An 18,917-nucleotide genomic window follows, 5' to 3' on the forward strand; every position below is an offset into this window, starting at 1 on the left:
CGCAGTCGCTTGATTACATGTCACGCTGAGTGGATGGCGTGGTGGCAAGGAGAGGTGGCGGAGGCGGCCGTTCCGGCGCCCCGTACCGGAGACGAACCCGAGCTGATCGCGGAAGCCCAGTCAGGCGACCCGCAGGCGGCCCATCGCCTGGGCAAGCTCTACGCCCAGCGCGGCGACCGCTCGGCGGCGCGGCACTGGTGGGAGCGCGCCGCGGCGGCCGGCAACATCGACAGCGCCTACAACCTGGGCGTCTGGCACGAGAAGCACGGCAGCCTGGAGGAGGCCGTGTCCTGGTACGAGCTGGCCGCGGGCACCGGCGACGCCGAGGCCGCGCTCAACCTCGCCACGCTCCTGCTGGAGCAGCGCGGCGACCTGCCCGGCGCCAAGGCCTGGTACGACAAGGCAGCCCGCGCCGGTTCCCGCACCGCCGCCCGCCGGCTCGCGCTGCTCTGCGAGGACGCCGGCGAGCAGGCCGCGGCCCGCGACTGGCACCGCAGAGCCGCCGTGGACGGCGACGTCGCCTCCGGCCACGACCTCGGCTTCCTCGCCTACTCGGCGGGCGAGGACGAGGAGACCGTCCAGTGGTGGGAGTTCTCCGCGCGCGGCGGCCACGCCGAGGCCGCCTACCACCTCGGCCTGTTCCTGCAGGCCAGCCGTGACCCCGAGGGCGCCGAGGCCTACTACCGGCTCGCCGCCAAGAGCGAGCACCCCGGCGCCGCCTCCCAGCTCGGCGGCATCGCCCTGTCCCGGCGCGACCTGCGCACGGCCCGCGCGTGGTTCGAGCGCGCCGCCAACGCGGGGCGGCTGGAGGACCAGCGGATGGCCGGGTTCGTCTGCGTCGAGCTCAGCGACTCGCCGGCCGCGAGCCACTGGTTCGGCCGCGCGGCGGCCAGCGGCGACGCCGAGTCGGCCTTCAACTTCGGCCTGCTGCTGATCGCCGAGTTCGGCGACCTGGCCGGAGGCCAGCACTGGTTCCGCCAGGCCGCGCTGTCCGGGCACCACAGGGCGGCGATGGAGCTCGGCGGCCTGCTGTCGGCGGCCGGCCACAACCACGAGGCCGAGCAGTGGCTCGCCGACCCGCCCCAGCCCACCTGGGACCGCCTGGCCGAGCCCGAACTCCACGCCCGCGCCGAACTCGCCGCCGCCGCCACCGGCCGGCGCAGCGGGGTTCCACTGAGCGTGCCCGAGCTGACGGAGATCCTCGGCACCTGGGACCTCGTCACCCGTCCGCTGCGAGACCACGCCGACGTGGTGGTCTGGCTGGTCGAACGCAGCGGCCTGCACGCGGGCGCCATCGACCACCTGGCCTCGATCCGCACCACCCTGATCCGCCCCGGCTCCGCCCCGTGGCCGAGCCCCGGCGAGGTCACCCACGTGCTGGCCACGGCCCGCGACCTGCGCACCCGTCTCGGCCTGCGCTGACCCCGCCGCCTGAGCGGGCGCACAGATCGCTTGGGCGGGCGCACAGATCATCAGGTGATCACCCCCGGTTGTGAGCCCGGAGACGGGTGTGGCGCGTCATAGGGAGGGTGAGCTTGTGATCTTAGGTGGGATTGATGATCAGATATTTCGTGATCCTGGTGCTTTTGGCCGCGGTGGTACCGGGCGCACGGAACGAGGCGGGGCCGTCGGCGTCCTTCGAGGGACGGGCGGAACGGGCACTGATGAGCTGGCGAGCGGGTCCGGGAGCGGTGTGGCAGTCCGGCTTCAACCCGCGCCAGGACTTGACGATCATGTCACCCGAGGTCGCCGCGGCCAGGTTCGGAAACCCTGATCTCGGCCTGGTCTACGACAAGCCCACCGTGACCAGCCCGGCGACGGGGACGGTCCGCTGGGCCGACGGCCGCACGCTGGAGGTGCCGCTCGTCCCGGCCGACATCGCCGCCTACCAGGTGGCCAACCCACGGGAGATTCCCGGCAGGCCGTCGGTGAACCCGGTGTGCCAGGGCGGGATCACCGAGGAGGAGCGGGAACGGCGAAGCGAGGAGACCGGTGGCGACCCTGCCAAATGCGAGAAGGCGAAGGTGACCCGGGTGACCATGGAGACGGTCACCGTGCGCACGCACCGGGGCCCGGCCGAGGCGCCGGCCTGGCGCTTCGACGTGGACGGGCTGCCGGGACCGATCCGGCGGGTGGCGGTGGCCGACGCGGCGGTCGACCCGATGCCGCCCGGTCTCGGGCCGACGACACCGTTCGACGGCAGCTTCGAGGAGGCGCCGGACGGCGCGCTGACGATCCACCTCATCCACCTGAAATGCGGCCGCCTGCTGGGGATGAACGTCCGCGAGGAACCGGACGCGGTCGTGGTCGAGCCGCGTGTCCAGCCGTACGGGCCGGCGTGCTCCGGATGGGCGTCGATCGAGAAGCGCCCGGTCGAACTACGCACCCCTCTGGGCGACCGCCCCGTCCTCGACGCCAGAACCGGGCTCCGCCTGTTCTACGGTCCCCTGTAGCCAAGCCCTTTCACGAAGGTTCGGCATGCCGGCTTCGCGATATCCGGCCCGGAGCGGAGTTGTCGCGGCGAGGACCCCGTGAGCCTTCACGACCATCGCTCGACAGCCGCGCGCCCATGCCGGCGGGGCGGGTGGGCGGGGCGGAGCCGTAACGGAAGGTCGGCCCGAACCCGAGCGGGCAGCACCAGCAGCCGCAACGGGAACCGGATGGAAGCGGTCATCGCTGGCTGAGGTGGAAGCGGTGGCCTTCATTGTCGAGGAAGACGGCGGACCAGCCCCAGGGCTCCTCCTTGGGCGGGGCGTCGAACGTCACGCCTCTGGCGGCCAGGCTCTCGTGGGTCTTGACGATGTCCTCGGTGTCGAACAACACGTAGTTCGGCTGGTCCTGGCTGAGCGTCGGCCAGCCGGGGCCGGCCTTGAACAGGACGAGGCCGACGCCGCCGCCGGGTGGGGAGACCTCGATCCAGCGGGTGTCGGGGCCGTACGGCTGGTCGGTGGTGACCTCGAAGCCGACTTTCCGGGTCCAGAAGTCGAGGGCGGCGGCCTGGTCCTGGACGTAGAGCGTGACCTTGTTGACGTTGATCGTCATTATGCTCTCCTTGGTTATATCCAGTTCGGATATAACCACTGTGGTGCTATGGTGTCAAGCATGCTCACCACCGCCGGGTTCCACGTGCTCCTGGCATTGGCCGGCGAACCCGCCCACGGCTACGCGATCATGCGGTTCGTCGAGCACGTCAGCGGCGGAGCGGTCAAACTGGGTCCGGGCACCCTCTACCGGACCATCAGCAGGCTGCTGGCCGACGGACTGGTGGAAGAGACGGAAGAAGGCGATCCGGCAGCCCCCCACGACGCCCGGCGCCGCTACTACCGGCTGACCCAGGCGGGCGAGGCGGCCGCGCGCGCCGAGGCCGAGCTCATGGCCCGCATGGTGACGGCCGCACGAGAGGCTGGACTGGTCACGTGACGACGATGAGGCCGCAGGGGCTGAGCCCGCATCTGTTCGTGCTCGACACCGAGAGCGCGATCACGTTCTACAAGGCCGCGTTCGGGGCGGTCGAGGTGTTCAGGAACACGCTGCCCAACGGGGCGATCCTCTTCGTCGAGCTGCAGGTCGGCGACGGGCGGCTGCTGGTGAGCGAGGAGACGCCCGAACTGGGCGCGCTGGCGCCGCCGACGGTGGGCGGCAGTCCGGTGCTGATCCTGCTGGAGGTCGACGACCCCGATGAGGTCGAACGGCGGGCCCTCGACGCGGGCGCCGCCTCGGAGATGCCGGTGCAGGAGGCGTTCTGGGGGGAGAAGTACGGGGTCATCCGGGACCCGTTCGGCCACCGGTGGGCGGTGACGACGGCCCGCGAACAGCTCACCCCTGACGACATCCTCGGCCAGACCCCAGAAGACCCCACCCACCAAACCCCCGAAGAACCCGGTTGACAACGGGCGGCACACCGCGACCAGCCGTCCATGGCAGGCGAACCCCGGTCGGCAACACGCGGGCAGAGACGGCCGGTAGGCGCCGGACGACCGGTGCCGAGCGAACCCCGGCCGGCAACACGCGGACAGCCGGTGGCCGGTGGATGCCGAAGGGGCCGGCCGGCGGTGCGCGCGTTGCGGTGGCCCGCCACGCGCGGCCTGCCTGCCGTTCCCCTGGAATGCCCCCGACCCCGTGCGGGGGGTGGGGGCAACCGGGCCTGCCGTACCAGAAGGAACTACGCGGCGAGAACCTCGGCGAGAGGAACAGACGGGATGCCGAGCGCGACGCCGACGGGAGCGTTGGTGAGGGCGCCGTTGTGGGTGTTGAGGCCGAGGGCGAGGGCCGGATCGCTCTGGAGGGCTTCCTTCCACCCCCGGTTGGCCAGTTTGACCGCGTACGGCAGGGTCGCGTTGGTCAGCGCGTAGGTGGAGGTGTTGGCCACCGAGCCCGGCATGTTCGCCACGCAGTAGAACACCGAGTCGTGCACCATGTAGGTCGGCTCGGCGTGCGTGGTCGGGCGGGAGTCCTCGAAGCAGCCGCCCTGGTCGATGGCGATGTCGACGAGCACGGAGCCCGGCTTCATGCGCGACACGAGCTCGTTGGAGATGAGCGTCGGGGCCTTGGCGCCGGGGATGAGGACCGCGCCGATCACCAGGTCGGCCTGCAAGACCTCGCGCTCGATGGCGTAGGAGGTGGAGACCAGGGTCTTGAGCCGGCCCTGGTAGATGGCGTCGATGAAGCGCAGGCGGTCGACGTTGGTGTCGAGGACGGTGACGTCGGCGCCCATGCCGACGGCGATCTGCGCCGCGTTGAGGCCGGACACGCCGCCGCCGATCACGACGATCTTGGCGGGCGAGACGCCGGGCACGCCGCCCGGCAGCACGCCGCGCCCGCCGTTGAACCGCATCAGGTTGTACGCGCCGACCTGCGGAGCCAGCCGACCGGCCACCTCCGACATCGGGGCGAGCAGCGGAAGGGCGTTGCCCACCTGGACGGTCTCGTACGCGATGCCGGTGACCTTGTTGTCCAGGAGGGCCTGGGCACACTCCCTGCCCGCGGCGAGGTGGAGGTAGGTGAACAGCACCTGGCCCTCGCGCATGCGGTGGTACTCCTGGGCGATGGGCTCCTTGACCTTGAGCACCATGTCCGCCTCGCCCCACACGGCGTCGGCCGTGTCGAGGATCTTCGCGCCCGCGCCGAGGAACTCCTCGTCGGTGATGGACGAGCCGAGTCCGGCACCACGCTGGACGAAAACCTCGTGGCCACCGCGGGTGAGTTCGTGAACTCCTGCGGGGGTGGCGGCGACGCGATACTCGTGGTTCTTGACCTCGGCAGGCACGCCGATCTTCATGGGTCGTTCCTTTCGTTCTCCGGCACCACGCTGTGCCGGACGGAGGGTGTCAGAGGCGTTTCCACGCCTCGGTGAGGACGGAGCGCAGGATCGACTCGATCTCGTCGAACTCCTTCTCACCCGCGATCAGCGGCGGCGCGAGCTGGATCACGGGGTCGCCCCGGTCGTCGGCGCGGCAGTAGAGGCCGGCGTCGTAGAGCGCGTGCGACAGGTAGCCGCGAATCAGCCGCTCGGACTCGTCCGCGTCGAAGGTCTCCTTGGTGTCCTTGTCCTTGACCAGCTCGATGCCCCAGAAGTACCCGGCGCCGCGGACGTCGCCGACGATCGGCAGGTCCTTCAGGCTTTCGAGCTTGCCGCGGAAGACGGGCTCGTTGCGGGTCACGTGGCCGAGCAGGTCCTCGCGCTCGAAGATGTCGAGGTTGGCGAGGGCGACGGCGGCGCTGACCGGGTGGCCGCCGAAGGTGTAGCCGTGGGCGAACATCGTGTCGCCGCTCTTGAACGGCTCGAACAGCCGCTCGTGCGCGATCATCGCGCCGATCGGCGAGTAGCCGCTGGTCATGCCCTTGGCGCAGGTGATGATGTCGGGCACGTAGTCGAACTTCTGGCCGCCGAACATCGTGCCGAGCCGGCCGAAGGCGCAGATGACCTCGTCGGAGACGAGCAGCACGTCGTACTCGTCGCAGATCTCGCGCAGGCGCTGGAAGTAGCCGGGTGGGGGCGGGAAACAGCCGCCCGCGTTCTGCACCGGCTCGGCGAAGACGGCGGCCACGGTGTCCGGGCCTTCCATCTCGATGGCCTGGGCGACGCGGTCGGCGGCCCAGCGGCCGTACTCCTCAGCCGTCATCCCGGCGACGCCGGAGATCTCCTCGGCGCGGTAGTGGTTCGTGTTGGGGACCCGGATCGAGCCGGGTACCAGCGGCTCGAACATCTGCTTGAACGCGGGGATGCCGGTGATCGACAGGGCGCCCTGCGGGGTGCCGTGGTAGGCGATCTGGCGGCTGATGACCTTGTGCTTGAGCGGCTTGCCGACGAGCTTGTAGTACTGCTTGGCGAGCTTCCACGCGGTCTCGACCGCCTCGCCGCCGCCGGTGGTGAAGAAGACGCGGTTGAGCTCGCCCGGCGTGTGCTCGGCCAGGCGCGCGGCCAGCTCGATCGCCTTGGGGTGCGCGTAGGACCACAGCGGGAAGAAGGCCAGCTCCTGGGCCTGCTTGGCGGCCGCCTCCGCCAGTTCGCCGCGCCCGTGCCCGGCCTGGACGACGAAGAGCCCCGCGAGACCGTCGAGGTAGCGCTTGCCGTGGATGTCGTAGATGTACGAGCCCTCACCGCGCACGATGGTGGGGATCTCGTTCTGCTCGTAGGCGCTGTGCCTGGTGAAGTGCAGCCACAGGTTGTCTTGCGCGGCCTTGAGGATGTCGGATTCCGGCTGCGTCATGGTTATCTTCCCTCGTGTCTGAGCTCCCAACAGTCTGCCCTTTCACCTGGGGTATTGCCAAGTGAAAGCGTCGCACCAATATGCAAGAAAACCGAGATCCGTAGAACCTATATGTAACGGCAACGAAATCCGCAGGTAGATTAGCTTGGTCGGTTTCCACCCTGTGGAACCTTCTGTGATCCAATGAGTTGTACTGTTAGACCGACCCGGGGGACCGTCCCGTGACTCCTGACCAGATCGAGAGCGCCGTCGCCGCCGCGATGCCGCAGGCCGTCGAGGAACTCAAGCGCCTCGCCGCCATCCCCTCCGTGGCCTTTCCCGGGCACCCCGCAGAGCCGGTTCACGCCGCGGCTGCCGTAACCGAGGAACTGCTACGCTCCGCCGGCCTCCCGCACGTCCAGCAGATCGCGGTCGAGGGAAGCTTCCCCGCGGTGTACGGCGAGGCCCCCGCGCCTCCCGGCGCCCCCACCGTCCTGTTGTACGCGCACTACGACGTGCAGCCCGCAGGTGACCCGGCGGCGTGGCGTACCCCGCCGTTCGAGCCGACGCTCATCAACGGCCAGCTGTTCGGCAGGGGCACCGCCGACGACAAGTCCGGCATCATCAGCCATGTCCTGGCGCTGCGCGCCTTCCAGGGCCAGTTCCCCGTGGGCATCAAGGTCATCATCGAGGGCCAGGAGGAGTACGCCGGCGAGCGCCTCGAGGCCTTCGTCGAGCGCAACCCCGACCTGCTGCGCGCCGATGCCATCGTGGTGGCCGACACCGGCAACCCGAAGATCGGCGACCCGTCGGTGACCACGTCGCTGCGCGGCATGGCCGCCTTCACCATCGAGGTGCGGACGCTGAAGGAGGCCGTCCACAGCGGCTCGTTCGGCGGCGCGGCGCCCGACGCGCTCTCGGCGCTGATGCGCATGCTGACCACCTTGCACGACGACAACGGCGACATCCGCGTCCCGGGTCTGCCGCGTGGCACGTTCCTGGGCCAGGGGCCGTCGGAGGACGAGTTCCGCCAGACCGCCGGCGTCCTGGACCACGTGAGCCTGGTCGGCTCGGGCAGCCTGGCCGACCGCCTCTGGTCGTCGTACGCGATCACCGTCACCGGTCTGGACGTCCCGTCGGTGTCGGGCGCGGTCAACGCCGTCCAGCCGGCGGCCAGGGCGCGCGTCACGGTCCGGATCCCGCCGGCCGCCGACCCCAAGACGACCGTGGACGCGGTCGTCGACTTCCTGCGCCAGGCGACTCCGTGGGGCGCGCAGGTCGGCTTCACCGACTTCACGGTGGGCTCCGGCTTCCAGGCCGACTCGGGCGGCAAGGCCCGCTCCGCGCTCAACCGCGCCATGGACCGCGCCTTCGGCCGCCCGCCCCGCGACGTGGGCGCCGGCGGCTCGATCCCGCTGGTGAACACGCTGCTCAAGCAGTTCCCCGCGGCGGAGATCCTGCTGTTCGGCGCGGAGGACGAGGACGCGGCCATCCACGCCCCGAACGAGCGGGTGGACCTGGAGGAGCTGCGCCGCATCGCCACGACGGAGGCCCTGTTCCTCCACGAGCTGAGCCTGCCCTCCGCTCTCGGCGTCTAGCCGTCAGGGGCCCGCTCCCCTTCCGGGGGGCGGGCCCTTCGGCTCTGTAGCACCTCTATCGCAGCGCGCGGTTGACGGCCGCGACGTAGGAGTAGAAGTCCTTGGTCCGGTGCGCGGGGTCCTCGACCCAGGCCCTGGCCAGCTTCCCGCCCTCGAAGAACCGCTCCCGCTGCCCCCTGCTGATCTCCAGCTGCACGCCCATCCCGCGCCGGTTGCGGTTGGCGATGTTGCGGGGATCGTCGCCGCCGATCTCCTGGGGCACCTCGGCCGCCACGCGGAACCCGGCCGCCCGCAGCGCGCCGCTCACCTTCTTGATCAGCGCCTTGTCCCGGCCGCCCACGTACGTGGTGACCTTGTCGCCCGCGGCGGCGTGCCAGGAGACGGTGGTGCCGACCGCGCCGACCAGCTTGAGCGCGCGCGGCTCGTCGAAGCGGGTCGAGGTGATGTGGAGCTTGCTGTTGCCGTCGGGCTTGAGGCCGACGAAGGAGTAGAAGGCGTACCTGGAGCCGGCGGCGTGGTCGGCCAGCTGGGTGGTGGGCGACTCGATCGCGCCGCCGTGGATGGCGATGTGCGCCACCTTGGCCCCGCTCGGGAATCGCTGGATCCGCCGGTAGTCCGTCCCCTCGCGCTCGTGCGCGGCCAGGTCGGCGTAGTTCTTGTAGGTGTCCGCCGCGGCGGCGGGCGGGGCGAGGAGCGCGACGAGGCTCACTGCGGCGACGACGGCGGGCAGGGCTCTCTTCACGTGACACCTTTCAGTTGGAGATCATCACCAGCAGGCTAGGGCATCCTGCTTTTGGAGGAATGTCAGGCTGACTGAATCCCGCGATGATGGTTCCCATGCGCTCCACGGTGTCCCAGACGTCACGTTCTCGCCTCGCCTTCGCGGTGGCGGGCGGCGCCCTCTTCGTCCTGGCGTACGGCTGGCTGGTGCTGACCGGCCACACCGAGATCGTTCCGTCGTCCGGCGCCGGCGCGCCCGGCATCTCCCTGTGGTCCGCCTTCGTGCCCGCGCTGGCCGCGATCGTGCTGGCGATGCTGGTGTCACCGAAGACCGAGCCGTCGCTGCCCTTGCTTGAGTTGCCCCGCGCCCGGCTGGTCAGGGAGACCCAGGTTCTGGTGGGCGCCGCCGTCCTCATGGCGATCGCCGCGCCGTTCGCCCAGGGGCTTCTCTACCACGTCGCGAAGATCGTCTTCCTGCTGGTCATCCCGCTCGTGGCCTTCCGGCTGATCCGGGGCGGCGAGCCCAAGGCCAGGGCGATCCCGAAGCCGGTGACGTGGCTGGCGCCACTGCCCGCCGTGGTGGCCTGGTTCGTGCTGTCGCAGATCGGGCCGCTGGCGCCGCCGCCGCACGGTGAGCTGCCGGACATGGTCACGCTCGTGGTGCTGTCCCTGCTCACGCTGCTGACGGCGAGCGTACTGGAGGAGTTCTTCTACCGGGCGTGGCTGCAGACCCGCCTGGAGGTGCTGTTCGGCAGGTGGCCGGCGATCATGGCCTCCTCGTTGCTGTTCGCGTTCATGCACACCTCCCGGATCAAGCCCGACGACCCGCTGCTCGGCATCGCCACGATCATCGCCTTCCAGGGGGTGTTCGGGCTGCTGACCGGATACCTGTGGTCGCGCTACCGCAACCTGTGGGTGCCGGTGTTCATCCACGTGGTGACGAACCTGGTCTTCGTCCAGATGCTGCTGAACGCGCTGTGACCGCCTGCCAGGATGGGGCACATGGCCACTTTCGCACGGTGGTGCGGGCGGTCGGGCCGCCTGGCCGGACGTGCCGACCCGGTTCCTGCTGTGCCGGGAGGACCGGTGGTTCGAGGCCGCGTTCATGCGCCGGATGGCGCGCGAACGGCTGGGCGTCGTCCCCGACGAGATGGACGGCGGCCACTCCCCCATGCTGTCGCGCCCCAAGGACCTGGCCGACCGCCTGGAGTCCTACCTCTGACCGGCCAGGGGCTATCCCTCGCGCCCGTCCGGCGGGATGATCCCGGCATGGCAGGTCACGACGCACTGGCGGCAGCGGTGATGGCCGCCGAGCGCGACGCCGACGCCGAGGGGTGGAACGGCGGGCGCCGCCTGTATGCCCTGACCGACCGCGACACCTATCTCAACACCGCCTACCCCCTGGACGAACTGACGGACCTGCCACCGGACGCCCTCCTGGCGATCCCGCTCACCCCGCTGCCCGGGGGTGACCTCAAGACGGTACTGACCAAGGTGACCTGGCCGGACGATGTGCTCGGCTGTGTGCTGATCGCCGAGATGGTCATGAGGACCAGCCTGGCCAGGCGGCCCCGCGGCATGGACGTCCGGTGGCGCCTGGCTCACCTGGCCATCGGCGTCCTACGCGACGGCTCTCACCTGTCCCTGCTCAGATTGCGGGAGACCGACGAATGGCGCTCCGGGCCCGACGACCTGGTGCCCTCACTGCTGGCGACGTTCGGCACGGACTGATCCCAGACCGTCACCGCTCCCCGGCCGTCGGGTGGCGCGGCGTGGACCGTGTCGGTGCGCACGTTGCCCGTGCCTATCGTGATCCCGCTCGCGCGGTAGATGCGCTCGACCGGTGCGCCGGGCTCGCGGGCGATCCGCTCCACGTGCTTCTTCGCGGTGATGAGTTTGGCCAGCATCGCGCCCAGGTCCCGGTCGGCGCTCCGGTCGCCCGGCCTGCCGTAGACCTTGGCGATGCGCTGCAGCGCGGCCGAGTTCTGGGCCAGGGATCTGGCCAGCAGCGCGTCCGGCCGTTCGAGGCGGTAGTGGAAATGGTTGTTCTGGACGTTGCCGCGGCCGATCACGACACCTCGCGACCGGTGCACCACGATGTCGCCGCTGGGACCGAGCACGCCTGTCAGGCGGGCTCGTTTGGGTTCCGACCTGGTGCTGACGGCGCGTTTGCCGGACAGGAGCCGGTCGGCCTGCCGTTCGAGGAGCGCACTCATGGCGCGTGTGGAGCGGGCGTCCGTGGGGTCTTTGATGAGGTTGGCGAGCGCGCGCTTGTGGGCGGGGGTCGCGGTGAGCAGTTCCGGCAGCGAGACCGGGCGGTCGGCGACCTCGTAGTGGAAGTGATTGTTCTGCCGGTTCCTGTCGCCGATCACGATGCCGCAGGATCCCCCGATGTCCACTCTGCGGGTCCGTCCGTCCAGCACGGTCTCCTCGACGGTGACGCCGCCCGCGTCCTGCCGCCCGACGGTCAGTTCCTTCTCCGCGTACGGCGACGCCGGCGGGGTGATGACGGCCTCAAGCCGCCCTTTCAGGCTGGACAGCTCGTCCTGAGGCGCGGGCCAGGACGGGCGCCGCCGCCGCGCCGGCCGGGCCTCCTTCGCCAGGCCTTTCACCTCGGTCAGAAGCCGCTGTGCCTGTTCGGTTCTGCGTGGCGCCGGTGGCTGCTTCTCCACCTCGCGCACGGCCGCACGCAGCCGCGGGAGCGGGTCGGGCGGCGGCGGCTCTGCGAAGGGCCGGCGCAGGACGCCTTTTCCGGAGGGCGCGGCTTCGAGGCGTGGAAGGTCCTGCTTGGGCTGCTCGTTCTCCTGCTCGGCCGGCTTGCTCCGCGGCCGCGTGACCTGGCGTTGAATCGGTTCCCTGTACATGCCGGCCCATCCCCTCGGTCGGCGGCACTCCACACTTCCCGCGCGTGCCCGCAGCCGTCAAGACGACATCTCCGTATCGGCATGCTGCGCCGTGTAGGCCAGGGAGAGGGTGGCGAGCAGGGCGGCGGCGCCGTACATCCAGAGGGTTCCGGCGCTGAGGGCCAGGCCGCCGAGTACGGTGCCGAGCCCGATGCCGGAGTAGATCGCCGAGGAGTTGAGGGAGACCAGGAGCGCGGCCTCCGCCGGCGCGGCGGCGATGAGGCGGTGCTGCTGTGGCGGGGTCTGGCACCAGCTGCTCGCGCCCCACGCCGCCATCAGGACGCCCACCAGCACCGGCAGCCGCGCGCCCGACGCGGCCAGCCAGGCCAGGGCGGCCATGGTGAGCGCCATGACCGTGTATCCGGCGGCCAGGACATGGCGGGCGCCCCACCGGTCGGTGGCGTAGCCGGACAGCAGGTTGCCCGCCACGGCGCCCGCGCCGTACAGGAAGAGCATCGGCCCGACCGCCCCCACCCCGACGCCCGCCAGCGCGGGGACGCTGTAGGCGTAGGCCGTGTACGCCGCCCCCATCCCCAGCACGGTCAGCGGTAGCACACGCACGACGGCGGGGCGGCGCAGCACCGCCAGCCGCTCGCGCAGCGGCACGCGCGGGTTGCCGGGCAGCTCGGGCAGCACGGCGCGGACCGCGGGCGCGGCGGCCAGCGCGAGCACGGCCACCAGCGCGAGCGCGCCACGCCAGCTGAGCTGCTGCGCGGCCAGGCTGCCCAGCGGGACACCGAGCGCCGTGGCGATCGTCAGCCCGCCCACCACCACGCTCAACGCCCGTGCCCGGTGTCGCGGCGCGGACAGGGCGGCCGCCGCGGCGCCCGCGTTCGGCGTGTACGCGGCGGCGCCCAGCGCGGCCACCACCCGCGTCACCATCAGCACGCCCAGATCGGACGACAGCGCCGACCCCAGGTTCGCCAGCCCGAGCACGGCCAGCGCGGCCACCAGCAGCCTGCGCCGCGGCACCCGGGCCGTCAGCGTGGCCAGCACCGGTGAGCCCAGCGCGTAGGCGACGGCGAACACGGTCACCGACTGCCCCGCCGCGGCCTCGGACACCCCGAGGTCGGCGGCCATCTCCGGCAGGAACCCGGCCACCACGAAGGCGTCGGTCCCGACCGCGAACGTCCCGAGCGCCAGCACCCAGCTTCTAATCGGGATAGTAGACATCCCTATTCTCCTCACGAAAAACTACAGACGTGCGTACCGCTGACGCATCCGGGCCGCCGCGCCCGGCGGCGCCGTGGCCACGAGGTCGGCCACGGTCTGCCCCGCCAGCTCTCGCCGCCAGGCCAGCTCCGCCCGTCGCATGGCGGTGGCCACCCCGCACGGCCGGGCGAACTCCGGGGACGGCTCCACCCCGCGCTGCCGGATCTCGGTGCAGCGGAACGCCTCGTCCGGCCCTTCGAGCGCGGTCACGACGTCCATCAGCGTGATCCGCTCGGGCGCCCTGGCCAGCAGGAATCCCCCCTTGGCCCCCGGCGCCGAGGTGAGGACACCGGCCCTGACCAGCGCCTGAAGCCTCTTCTTCAGGTACGCCGGCGGCAGTTCGAACAACGTCGCGAACTTGGCCGTCGACACCGGCTGCTCACCGAGCCACGCGAGCGTGAGGCAGCAGTGCAGCCCCCACTCCACTCCTTCACCGATCCGCATAATCGGGATATTACACGTCCCGGTTACCGCACCCTGCCGTGCAGAAGCTCGACCAGCGTCGCGTGCGTCTCCTCCAGCGGACGATCCGGGTGCATGACCCGGCGTTCGATCGAGACCGTCAGCACCATGCCGAAGATGGCCGTGGCCGCCGTCTCCACGTCGAGGTCGGCACGGACCTCGCCGCCGTCGGCCGCCTGGCGCAGCACCTCGGCGTAGACGCCGAGCGCCCGCGCGCGCAGCTGGGCCACGGCCTCCTGCCAGGCGGTACGCCACATCTCGGCCAGCAGGACCCGGGCGAACGGGCCGTACTGCTCGAAGAAGCGCAGTTGCCCGAGCACCACCGCGTCCAGGCGCTCCAGCGCGCTCGCGCCCACCGCCGCCTCCGACAGCGCCTCGGCCAGCTTGCCGATCGAGTGCTCCAGCAGGGCGCCGAACAGCCCTTCCTTGCTGCCGAAGTTGTAGAACACGGTGCCCTTGGCCACCCCGGCCCGCTCGGCGATCGCGTCGACCGTCGTGGCCGAGTAGCCCTGCTCGGCGATCAGCGCGACGGCCGCGCCGAACACCTTCATGCGGGTGTCGGCGCGACTCACAGCGACAGCTCCGGGTGCAGGCGCTTCACGGACCAGACGCGGCTGCGCTCCACGGCGAGCGCGGTCAGCGCGAGCGCGAGCAGGAGGAATGCTGACAACACCCCGCAAGCCTGCCACACCACGGTCAGATCGCCGCCGCTGATGAGCCGGCGCAGCGCCGAGACCACCCAGCTCATCGGCAGCCACGGCGAGATCGTCTGGAAGAACCCGGGCGAGGTCTCGATCGGGTACGTGCCCGCCGCCGAGGTCAGCTGCAGCATGAGCAGCGCCAGCGCCGCCACCCGGCCGGGCGCGCCGAGCAGCGCGTTGACCGCCTGGACGATCGCCATGAACGCCGCCGCGGTCAGCAGCAGCAGCCCGGCCACGCCCGCCCAGTGCGCCGCCTCCAGGCCGAGGGCGAACCTCAGCACCGCCAGCAGCACGCCCACCTGGGCCGCGCCCAGCGCGAGAGCGGGCAGCCAGCCGGCCATGACGATCCGCAGCGGGCCCGAGGCGCCGGCCAGCAGCCGCTGGTTGAGCGGCTTCAGCACCATGAACGCGATCATCGCGCCCACCCACAGCGCCAGGGGCAGGAAGAACGGGGCGAATCCGGTGCCGTAGTTCGGCACCTCGTTGTCGACCGTCTTGGCCAGCCGCACCGGATCGCTCATGACGTCGGTGCGGGACTCGCGCTGCTGCTCGGAGTAGTCGGGGATCTTCTCGGCGCCGTCGCCGAGGCCGTCGGCCAGGTCTTCCGAGCCCTTGGTCAGCTTGGTCATGCCGTCGTCGACCTTGCCCGCGCCGTCGTGCAGCTTGCCGACGCCCGAGTGCAGCTGGGTGGCGCCGTCGCCGAGCTTGACCAGCCCGCCGCCGAGCTTGCCGATCCCGTCGGTGACCTGCTGGGAGCCGTCCTGGAGCTTGGTGGCGGCGGTGTGGAGCTTGGTGACGCCCTGCCTGGCCTTGGTGGCGCCCGTGTCCAGCTTCGCCGCGCCGTCGGCCAGCTTGGCCAGGCCCGCGTCGAGCGCGTTGACCTGCTCCCTGACCCGGTCGAGCTTGGGGCCGAGTTCGGGGGCCAGGGCGGCGATCTTGCGCGCGTTCCCGGCCAGCTCGCGGGCGCGTTCCGGCAGGGTCGAGGTGCCGCCGAGGCGTTCCTGGAGCTGCCCCGCCTGCTCGGCGGCGCGCTCCGCCGCGTTCGCCGTGCTCCTGAGCAGACCGCGCAGCTGTGGGTCGGAATCGCCGTCCAGCAGGTCGAGGGCGGCCCGCGCCTGGGAGGCGGCCTCCTGGGCGTTGCCGCCGGCGCGTCCGGCCAGCCCTTCCAGGCCGTCAGCGAGCTGGTCGGCGGCGTCGGCGACCGCGTTGGCCGACTCGGCCACCATGGGCCCGTACTCGTTGAGCACCGGCACGTACGTGTCGGCGAGCTGGTTGACCGTGCCACGCTGCGCGTGCACCTGCTCGTACGCCTGCCGGCTCCCGTCGGCCAGCTTCCCCGCGCCGTCGCCCAGCTCGTCCAGGCCCTTCTTGAGCTTGCCCATCGCGCCCGTGGCCTTGCCGATGCCCTGGGTGACCTTGGCGGAGCCGTTCTGGAGCTTGCCGGTGGCGGTGTTGGCGCTGCTGAGTCCCACCGAGAGCTGCTTGGCGCCGTCCTCGGCGCTGCCGAGGCCGGTGTTGAGCTGGGAGACGCCGTCACCGGCCTTGACCGTGCCGTCGTGGAGCTCGCCCGCGCCGTCGGCGGCCTCGGTGGTCTTGTCGTGGATGTCGCCGATGGAGACGAAGACCTTGTCGAAGTAGTCGCGTACGGCGGTGCGCGCGGCGGCCGAGCGCACCTCGTTGAAGACCGCGTCGGAGATGGTGCCGACGATGTAGCTGCGCCCGGTGTCCACCCGCAGCCCGAGCTGGGCGGGAGACGGCGTGCCCTTGTCGTCGGAGGGCGAGGCGAGGTTGGCGCTGAAGTCGCGCGGGATCGTCAGCGACAGGTAGAAGCTGCCGTCGTTGACGCCGTCGGCCGCCTCCTGAGCGGTCGTGCGGCGCCAGTCGAAGACCTCGCGCCCGGCCAGTTCGTCGGCCAGTTCCTTCCCGGCGTCGACGGTCTTGCCGTCCACGGTGGCGGGCCGGTCCTCCATGACCAGCGCCACCGGCACCCGGTCGAGGTTGCCCTGCGGGTCCCAGAACGACCACAGGTACAGGCCCGCGTACAGCAGCGGCAGCACCACCACGGCCGCCAGCGCCGCCCTGGTCAGCCGGGAGCGCAACATCGCCTTCATGACAGCTCCACCACGGTGTCGACGCGGGCGGGGGCTTCGACCGCCGAGGCCACCACGGTGTGCCCGGCCGCGGCCAGGTCCCGCAGGGCCTGCCAGACCGCGAGCCGCCGGTCGTCGGGCAGCCCGAGGTCCACGTTGTCGGCGACGATCACTTGGGGCTCGTCGAGAAGGGCAAGGGCCAGGCCGAGCCGTACACGCTGCTCGCGGTCGAGCTCGCGGGTGAGCGCGCGCTCGTCCGCGACCACGCCCGCCCTCTTCAAAGCCAGGGTGTACGGCTTACGCCGCCGCTCACGCAGGTGCTCCCGGACGGTGAGCGAGCGGTCGAGGTCGGTCACCCCGTCGACCAGCGCCAGCGCGGCGGCCTTGCGGATGGCGCGCGGCCGGGTGTGCCCGGCGACGCTGAGCGTGCCCCCTGTCGGCTTCATCCGGCCGGCCAGCGTGAGCAGCAGGCTCGTCCGCCCGCTGCCCGCCGGACCCGCGACCACCGTCAGAGTCCCTTTCCCGGACTCGAACGTGACCTCGGGAAACACCCCGTCCACCGCCAACCCTCTGGCGACAATCACGACACTCACCTCTTGAACTGACCAGTCAGTACAAATTTCAGCGTACACCCACGAAAGCGCGCTGCAACTCCGCGGGGTTCTCATTCGTCGGACAGGTAGCGACACGGGGAGGCTGGGGTGTACACACCGACTCAGCGGCGCAGGCGCCGGTTAGGGCGCTTCGTCGTCGTGGCCGTCCTGGCCGGCGGGCTCGTCGTGGCGCTGCGGGTGATCCTCGTCGGGGTCGGGACGGACGCCGCGCCGCGACCGGACCGGCAGCACGCCTGCGACGAGAACGGCGGCGCCAAGCTCAGGGTCCTCGCCTCGCCGGAGAAGTCCGAGCTGCTCGAAAGGATGGCCGCCGCCTACAACCGGCGCGGCTCCGGCGGTTCGTGCACCGACGTGATCGTCGTCACCAAGGCCAGCGGCAGCGCGCTCACCGCGCTGGCCACCACCTGGGACAAGCGCCTCGACGGCCCGCGCCCCGACGTGTGGTCACCGGCGAGCAGCAGCTGGCTGACGCTGCTGCGCCAGCGCGCGTCCGCCGCCGGCAAGCCCTCGCCGGTCGCCGCCGACAACCCGTCGATCGCCAGGACACCGCTGGTCATCGCGATGCCGCGGCCCATGGCCGAGGCGCTGGGCTGGCCGGACAAGGCGCTCGGCTGGTCCGACATCCTCGAACTGTCCGGGCAGGGCTGGGCCAAGTACGGCCGCCCGGAGTGGGGCAGCTTCCGCCTCGGCAAGACCAACCCGAACTTCTCCACCTCCGGCCTCAACGCGACCGTCGGCGCCTACTTCGCCGCCACCGGCCTGTCCGGCGACCTCACCGAGAAGAACGTGGCCGACGCCGGGACCCGCAGGTTCGTCCAGGCGATGGAACGTTCGATCGTGCACTACGGCGACACCACGCTCACGTTCCTGTCGAACCTGCGGCGCGCCGACGACGCCGGCGCGGGCCTGACCTACATCTCGGCGGTGACCGTCGAGGAGAAGTCGGTGTGGGACTACAACCAGGGCAACCCGACCGGCGACCCGAAGACGCTGGGCAAGCACGCCAAGCCGAAGGTCCCGCTGGTGGCCATCTACCCGAAGGAGGGCACGCTCTCCTCCGACAACCCCTTCGCCCTGCTCAACCAGGCGAAAGCACAGGCCGCCGCCGACTTCGTGAAATATCTCCAGGCGCCCGAACAGCAGGCCCGGTTCGCCGAGTACGCCTTCCGCGGCCACGACGGCACTCCGGGCAAGCTGATCACCGAGGCCAACGGCCTGCTGCCCCGCCAACCGGCCACCGAGCTCAAGCCACCCGCGCCGGACGTGCTCGACAAGGTGCTCCGGAGCTGGGCCGAGCTCCGCAAGCCCGCCAACGTGCTGCTCGTCATCGACACCTCCGGTTCGATGGGCGCGCCCGCGCCCAAGACCGGCAAGAGCAAGCTCGAACTGGCCCAGCAGGCGGCCGTGAGGACGCTTCCCCAGTTCGGCCCCGCCGACCGGGTGGGGCTCTGGATGTTCTCCCTGAAACGCGACGGCGACAAGGACCACCTGCGCCTGGCCGAGATCGCGCCGATGACCCCCGAGCACCGCGACGAGATCGAGCGGCGCATCCAGGGCCTGGTCCCCGAAGGCGGCACCGGCCTGTACGACACCGCGCTCGCCGCCCACCGGCAGGTGTCCGGCACCCAGAGCCAGGACGCGATCAACGCCGTGGTCTTCCTCACCGACGGCCAGAACGAGGACAAGAAGAGCATCTCCCTGAAGAACCTGCTGCCCAAGCTGAAGACGGAGCAGGGCGCGGAGACGGTCCGCCTGTTCACCATCGCCTACGGCAAGGACGCCGACCTCGGGGTGCTCAAGCGGATCTCCGAGGCCACGAACGCGGCCGCCTACGACTCCCGCAAGCCGGGGAGCATCGACCAGGTGTTCACCGCGGTGGTGAGCAACTTCTGACGCCCTTTCCCGTGCCGTTGCGGTGGTGCGTTTGT

The 18,917-nt window shown here is 71.2% G+C and carries 19 protein-coding genes; 9 read left to right on the forward strand and 10 right to left on the reverse strand.

Annotation, left to right across the window (positions count from 1 at the left end; all coding sequences use genetic code 11):
- Positions 1-33 precede the first annotated feature (33 nt).
- The gene (locus ACIBI5_RS29380; protein ID WP_397251978.1) at positions 34-1,422 is read left to right on the forward strand and encodes a sel1 repeat family protein; all 1,389 of its coding nucleotides are present in this window, start codon (positions 34-36) and stop codon (positions 1,420-1,422) included.
- Positions 1,423-1,556: 134 nt separating this feature from the next.
- Positions 1,557-2,453, forward strand: coding sequence for a hypothetical protein (locus tag ACIBI5_RS29385; RefSeq protein WP_397251979.1), 897 nt, complete (start codon positions 1,557-1,559; stop codon positions 2,451-2,453).
- Between the two features lie 217 nt (positions 2,454-2,670).
- On the opposite strand, the gene ACIBI5_RS29390 is transcribed toward ACIBI5_RS29385, so the two are convergent.
- The gene (locus ACIBI5_RS29390) at positions 2,671-3,042 is read right to left on the reverse strand and encodes a VOC family protein (RefSeq protein WP_397251980.1); all 372 of its coding nucleotides are present in this window, start codon (positions 3,040-3,042) and stop codon (positions 2,671-2,673) included.
- A gap of 60 nt (positions 3,043-3,102) precedes the next feature.
- Between ACIBI5_RS29390 and ACIBI5_RS29395 the strand changes: the two genes are divergently transcribed.
- Together ACIBI5_RS29395 and ACIBI5_RS29400 are read left to right on the forward strand one after the other, a co-directional pair.
- Positions 3,103-3,420, forward strand: a complete 318-nt coding sequence (locus ACIBI5_RS29395; protein WP_397251981.1) for a PadR family transcriptional regulator — start codon at positions 3,103-3,105, stop codon at positions 3,418-3,420.
- 5 nt (positions 3,421-3,425) lie between these two features.
- Positions 3,426-3,887, forward strand: a complete 462-nt coding sequence (locus ACIBI5_RS29400) for a VOC family protein (RefSeq protein ID WP_397252265.1) — start codon at positions 3,426-3,428, stop codon at positions 3,885-3,887.
- 275 nt (positions 3,888-4,162) lie between these two features.
- Here ACIBI5_RS29400 and ald read toward each other — a convergent pair whose 3' ends face one another.
- The gene (gene ald, locus ACIBI5_RS29405; RefSeq protein WP_397251982.1) at positions 4,163-5,278 is read right to left on the reverse strand and encodes an alanine dehydrogenase; all 1,116 of its coding nucleotides are present in this window, start codon (positions 5,276-5,278) and stop codon (positions 4,163-4,165) included.
- Positions 5,279-5,327: 49 nt separating this feature from the next.
- A complete protein-coding gene (locus tag ACIBI5_RS29410) occupies positions 5,328-6,710 on the reverse strand; it encodes an aspartate aminotransferase family protein (RefSeq protein WP_397251983.1) in 1,383 nt (460 codons plus the stop codon).
- Positions 6,711-6,931: 221 nt separating this feature from the next.
- On the opposite strand from ACIBI5_RS29410, the gene ACIBI5_RS29415 reads away from it, so the two are divergent.
- Positions 6,932-8,287: a dipeptidase gene (locus ACIBI5_RS29415; protein WP_379621914.1), complete on the forward strand. Its 1,356-nt coding sequence runs from the start codon at positions 6,932-6,934 to the stop codon at positions 8,285-8,287.
- A 55-nt stretch (positions 8,288-8,342) separates the two neighbouring features.
- Here ACIBI5_RS29415 and ACIBI5_RS29420 read toward each other — a convergent pair whose 3' ends face one another.
- Complete coding sequence (locus tag ACIBI5_RS29420; RefSeq protein ID WP_397251984.1) at positions 8,343-9,029, reverse strand: poly-gamma-glutamate hydrolase family protein; 687 nt, start codon at positions 9,027-9,029, stop codon at positions 8,343-8,345.
- Between the two features lie 95 nt (positions 9,030-9,124).
- On the opposite strand from ACIBI5_RS29420, the gene ACIBI5_RS29425 reads away from it, so the two are divergent.
- From ACIBI5_RS29425 to ACIBI5_RS29435, 3 genes are read left to right on the forward strand one after another with little or no spacing between them, the layout of a single operon-like run.
- Positions 9,125-9,988: a lysostaphin resistance A-like protein gene (locus ACIBI5_RS29425; RefSeq protein ID WP_397251985.1), complete on the forward strand. Its 864-nt coding sequence runs from the start codon at positions 9,125-9,127 to the stop codon at positions 9,986-9,988.
- Positions 9,989-9,992: 4 nt separating this feature from the next.
- Positions 9,993-10,229, forward strand: a complete 237-nt coding sequence (locus tag ACIBI5_RS29430) for an alpha/beta fold hydrolase (protein ID WP_397252266.1) — start codon at positions 9,993-9,995, stop codon at positions 10,227-10,229.
- Positions 10,230-10,276: 47 nt separating this feature from the next.
- Positions 10,277-10,738 carry a PPA1309 family protein gene (locus tag ACIBI5_RS29435; protein WP_397251986.1) on the forward strand — a complete coding sequence of 154 codons (462 nt, stop codon included), beginning with the start codon at positions 10,277-10,279 and terminating at the stop codon, positions 10,736-10,738.
- On the opposite strand, the gene ACIBI5_RS29440 is transcribed toward ACIBI5_RS29435, so the two are convergent.
- Genes ACIBI5_RS29440 through ACIBI5_RS29465 form a run of 6 tightly spaced genes read right to left on the reverse strand, consistent with a single transcriptional unit; the run spans position 10,642 to position 16,959 of the window.
- Positions 10,642-11,871, reverse strand: a complete 1,230-nt coding sequence (locus tag ACIBI5_RS29440; protein WP_397251987.1) for a hypothetical protein — start codon at positions 11,869-11,871, stop codon at positions 10,642-10,644. The genes ACIBI5_RS29435 and ACIBI5_RS29440 overlap by 97 nt on opposite strands.
- Before the next feature lie 57 nt (positions 11,872-11,928).
- Positions 11,929-13,083 (reverse strand): MFS transporter, encoded by a 1,155-nt coding sequence (locus ACIBI5_RS29445; RefSeq protein WP_397251988.1) that lies wholly within the window; start codon positions 13,081-13,083, stop codon positions 11,929-11,931.
- 21 nt (positions 13,084-13,104) lie between these two features.
- Positions 13,105-13,566: an RrF2 family transcriptional regulator gene (locus ACIBI5_RS29450; protein ID WP_397251989.1), complete on the reverse strand. Its 462-nt coding sequence runs from the start codon at positions 13,564-13,566 to the stop codon at positions 13,105-13,107.
- Between the two features lie 23 nt (positions 13,567-13,589).
- The gene (locus ACIBI5_RS29455) at positions 13,590-14,156 is read right to left on the reverse strand and encodes a TetR/AcrR family transcriptional regulator (RefSeq protein WP_397251990.1); all 567 of its coding nucleotides are present in this window, start codon (positions 14,154-14,156) and stop codon (positions 13,590-13,592) included.
- Entirely contained in the window at positions 14,153-16,396 is a 2,244-nt protein-coding gene (locus ACIBI5_RS29460; protein WP_397251991.1) for a YhgE/Pip family protein, read from the reverse strand. The genes ACIBI5_RS29455 and ACIBI5_RS29460 overlap by 4 nt, the downstream gene beginning before the upstream one ends.
- Positions 16,393-16,959 (reverse strand): ATP-binding cassette domain-containing protein, encoded by a 567-nt coding sequence (locus tag ACIBI5_RS29465; RefSeq protein WP_397251992.1) that lies wholly within the window; start codon positions 16,957-16,959, stop codon positions 16,393-16,395. Before ACIBI5_RS29465 ends, ACIBI5_RS29460 begins: the two co-directional genes overlap by 4 nt.
- Before the next feature lie 117 nt (positions 16,960-17,076).
- Between ACIBI5_RS29465 and ACIBI5_RS29470 the strand changes: the two genes are divergently transcribed.
- Positions 17,077-18,882 (forward strand): extracellular solute-binding protein, encoded by a 1,806-nt coding sequence (locus tag ACIBI5_RS29470; RefSeq protein ID WP_397251993.1) that lies wholly within the window; start codon positions 17,077-17,079, stop codon positions 18,880-18,882.
- Positions 18,883-18,917: the final 35 nt, after the last annotated feature.

Origin of the sequence: Nonomuraea sp. NPDC050540, from assembly GCF_044457485.1 — a bacterium.
Taxonomy (GTDB): Bacteria; Actinomycetota; Actinomycetes; order Streptosporangiales; family Streptosporangiaceae; genus Nonomuraea.

What these genes read in the sequence shown, in the direction of transcription:
- ald (WP_397251982.1), bottom strand. Translation starts at nt 5,278, where the DNA reads ATGAAGATCGGCGTGCCTGCCGAGGTCAAGAACCACGAGTATCGCGTC.
- ACIBI5_RS29380 (WP_397251978.1), top strand. Translation starts at nt 34, where the DNA reads ATGGCGTGGTGGCAAGGAGAGGTGGCGGAGGCGGCCGTTCCGGCGCCC.
- ACIBI5_RS29450 (WP_397251989.1), bottom strand. Translation starts at nt 13,566, where the DNA reads ATGCGGATCGGTGAAGGAGTGGAGTGGGGGCTGCACTGCTGCCTCACG.
- ACIBI5_RS29390 (WP_397251980.1), bottom strand. Translation starts at nt 3,042, where the DNA reads ATGACGATCAACGTCAACAAGGTCACGCTCTACGTCCAGGACCAGGCC.
- ACIBI5_RS29400 (WP_397252265.1), top strand. Translation starts at nt 3,426, where the DNA reads ATGAGGCCGCAGGGGCTGAGCCCGCATCTGTTCGTGCTCGACACCGAG.
- ACIBI5_RS29435 (WP_397251986.1), top strand. Translation starts at nt 10,277, where the DNA reads ATGGCAGGTCACGACGCACTGGCGGCAGCGGTGATGGCCGCCGAGCGC.
- ACIBI5_RS29395 (WP_397251981.1), top strand. Translation starts at nt 3,103, where the DNA reads ATGCTCACCACCGCCGGGTTCCACGTGCTCCTGGCATTGGCCGGCGAA.
- ACIBI5_RS29440 (WP_397251987.1), bottom strand. Translation starts at nt 11,871, where the DNA reads ATGTACAGGGAACCGATTCAACGCCAGGTCACGCGGCCGCGGAGCAAG.
- ACIBI5_RS29460 (WP_397251991.1), bottom strand. Translation starts at nt 16,396, where the DNA reads ATGAAGGCGATGTTGCGCTCCCGGCTGACCAGGGCGGCGCTGGCGGCC.
- ACIBI5_RS29410 (WP_397251983.1), bottom strand. Translation starts at nt 6,710, where the DNA reads ATGACGCAGCCGGAATCCGACATCCTCAAGGCCGCGCAAGACAACCTG.
- ACIBI5_RS29445 (WP_397251988.1), bottom strand. Translation starts at nt 13,083, where the DNA reads ATGTCTACTATCCCGATTAGAAGCTGGGTGCTGGCGCTCGGGACGTTC.
- ACIBI5_RS29425 (WP_397251985.1), top strand. Translation starts at nt 9,125, where the DNA reads ATGCGCTCCACGGTGTCCCAGACGTCACGTTCTCGCCTCGCCTTCGCG.
- ACIBI5_RS29385 (WP_397251979.1), top strand. Translation starts at nt 1,557, where the DNA reads ATGATCAGATATTTCGTGATCCTGGTGCTTTTGGCCGCGGTGGTACCG.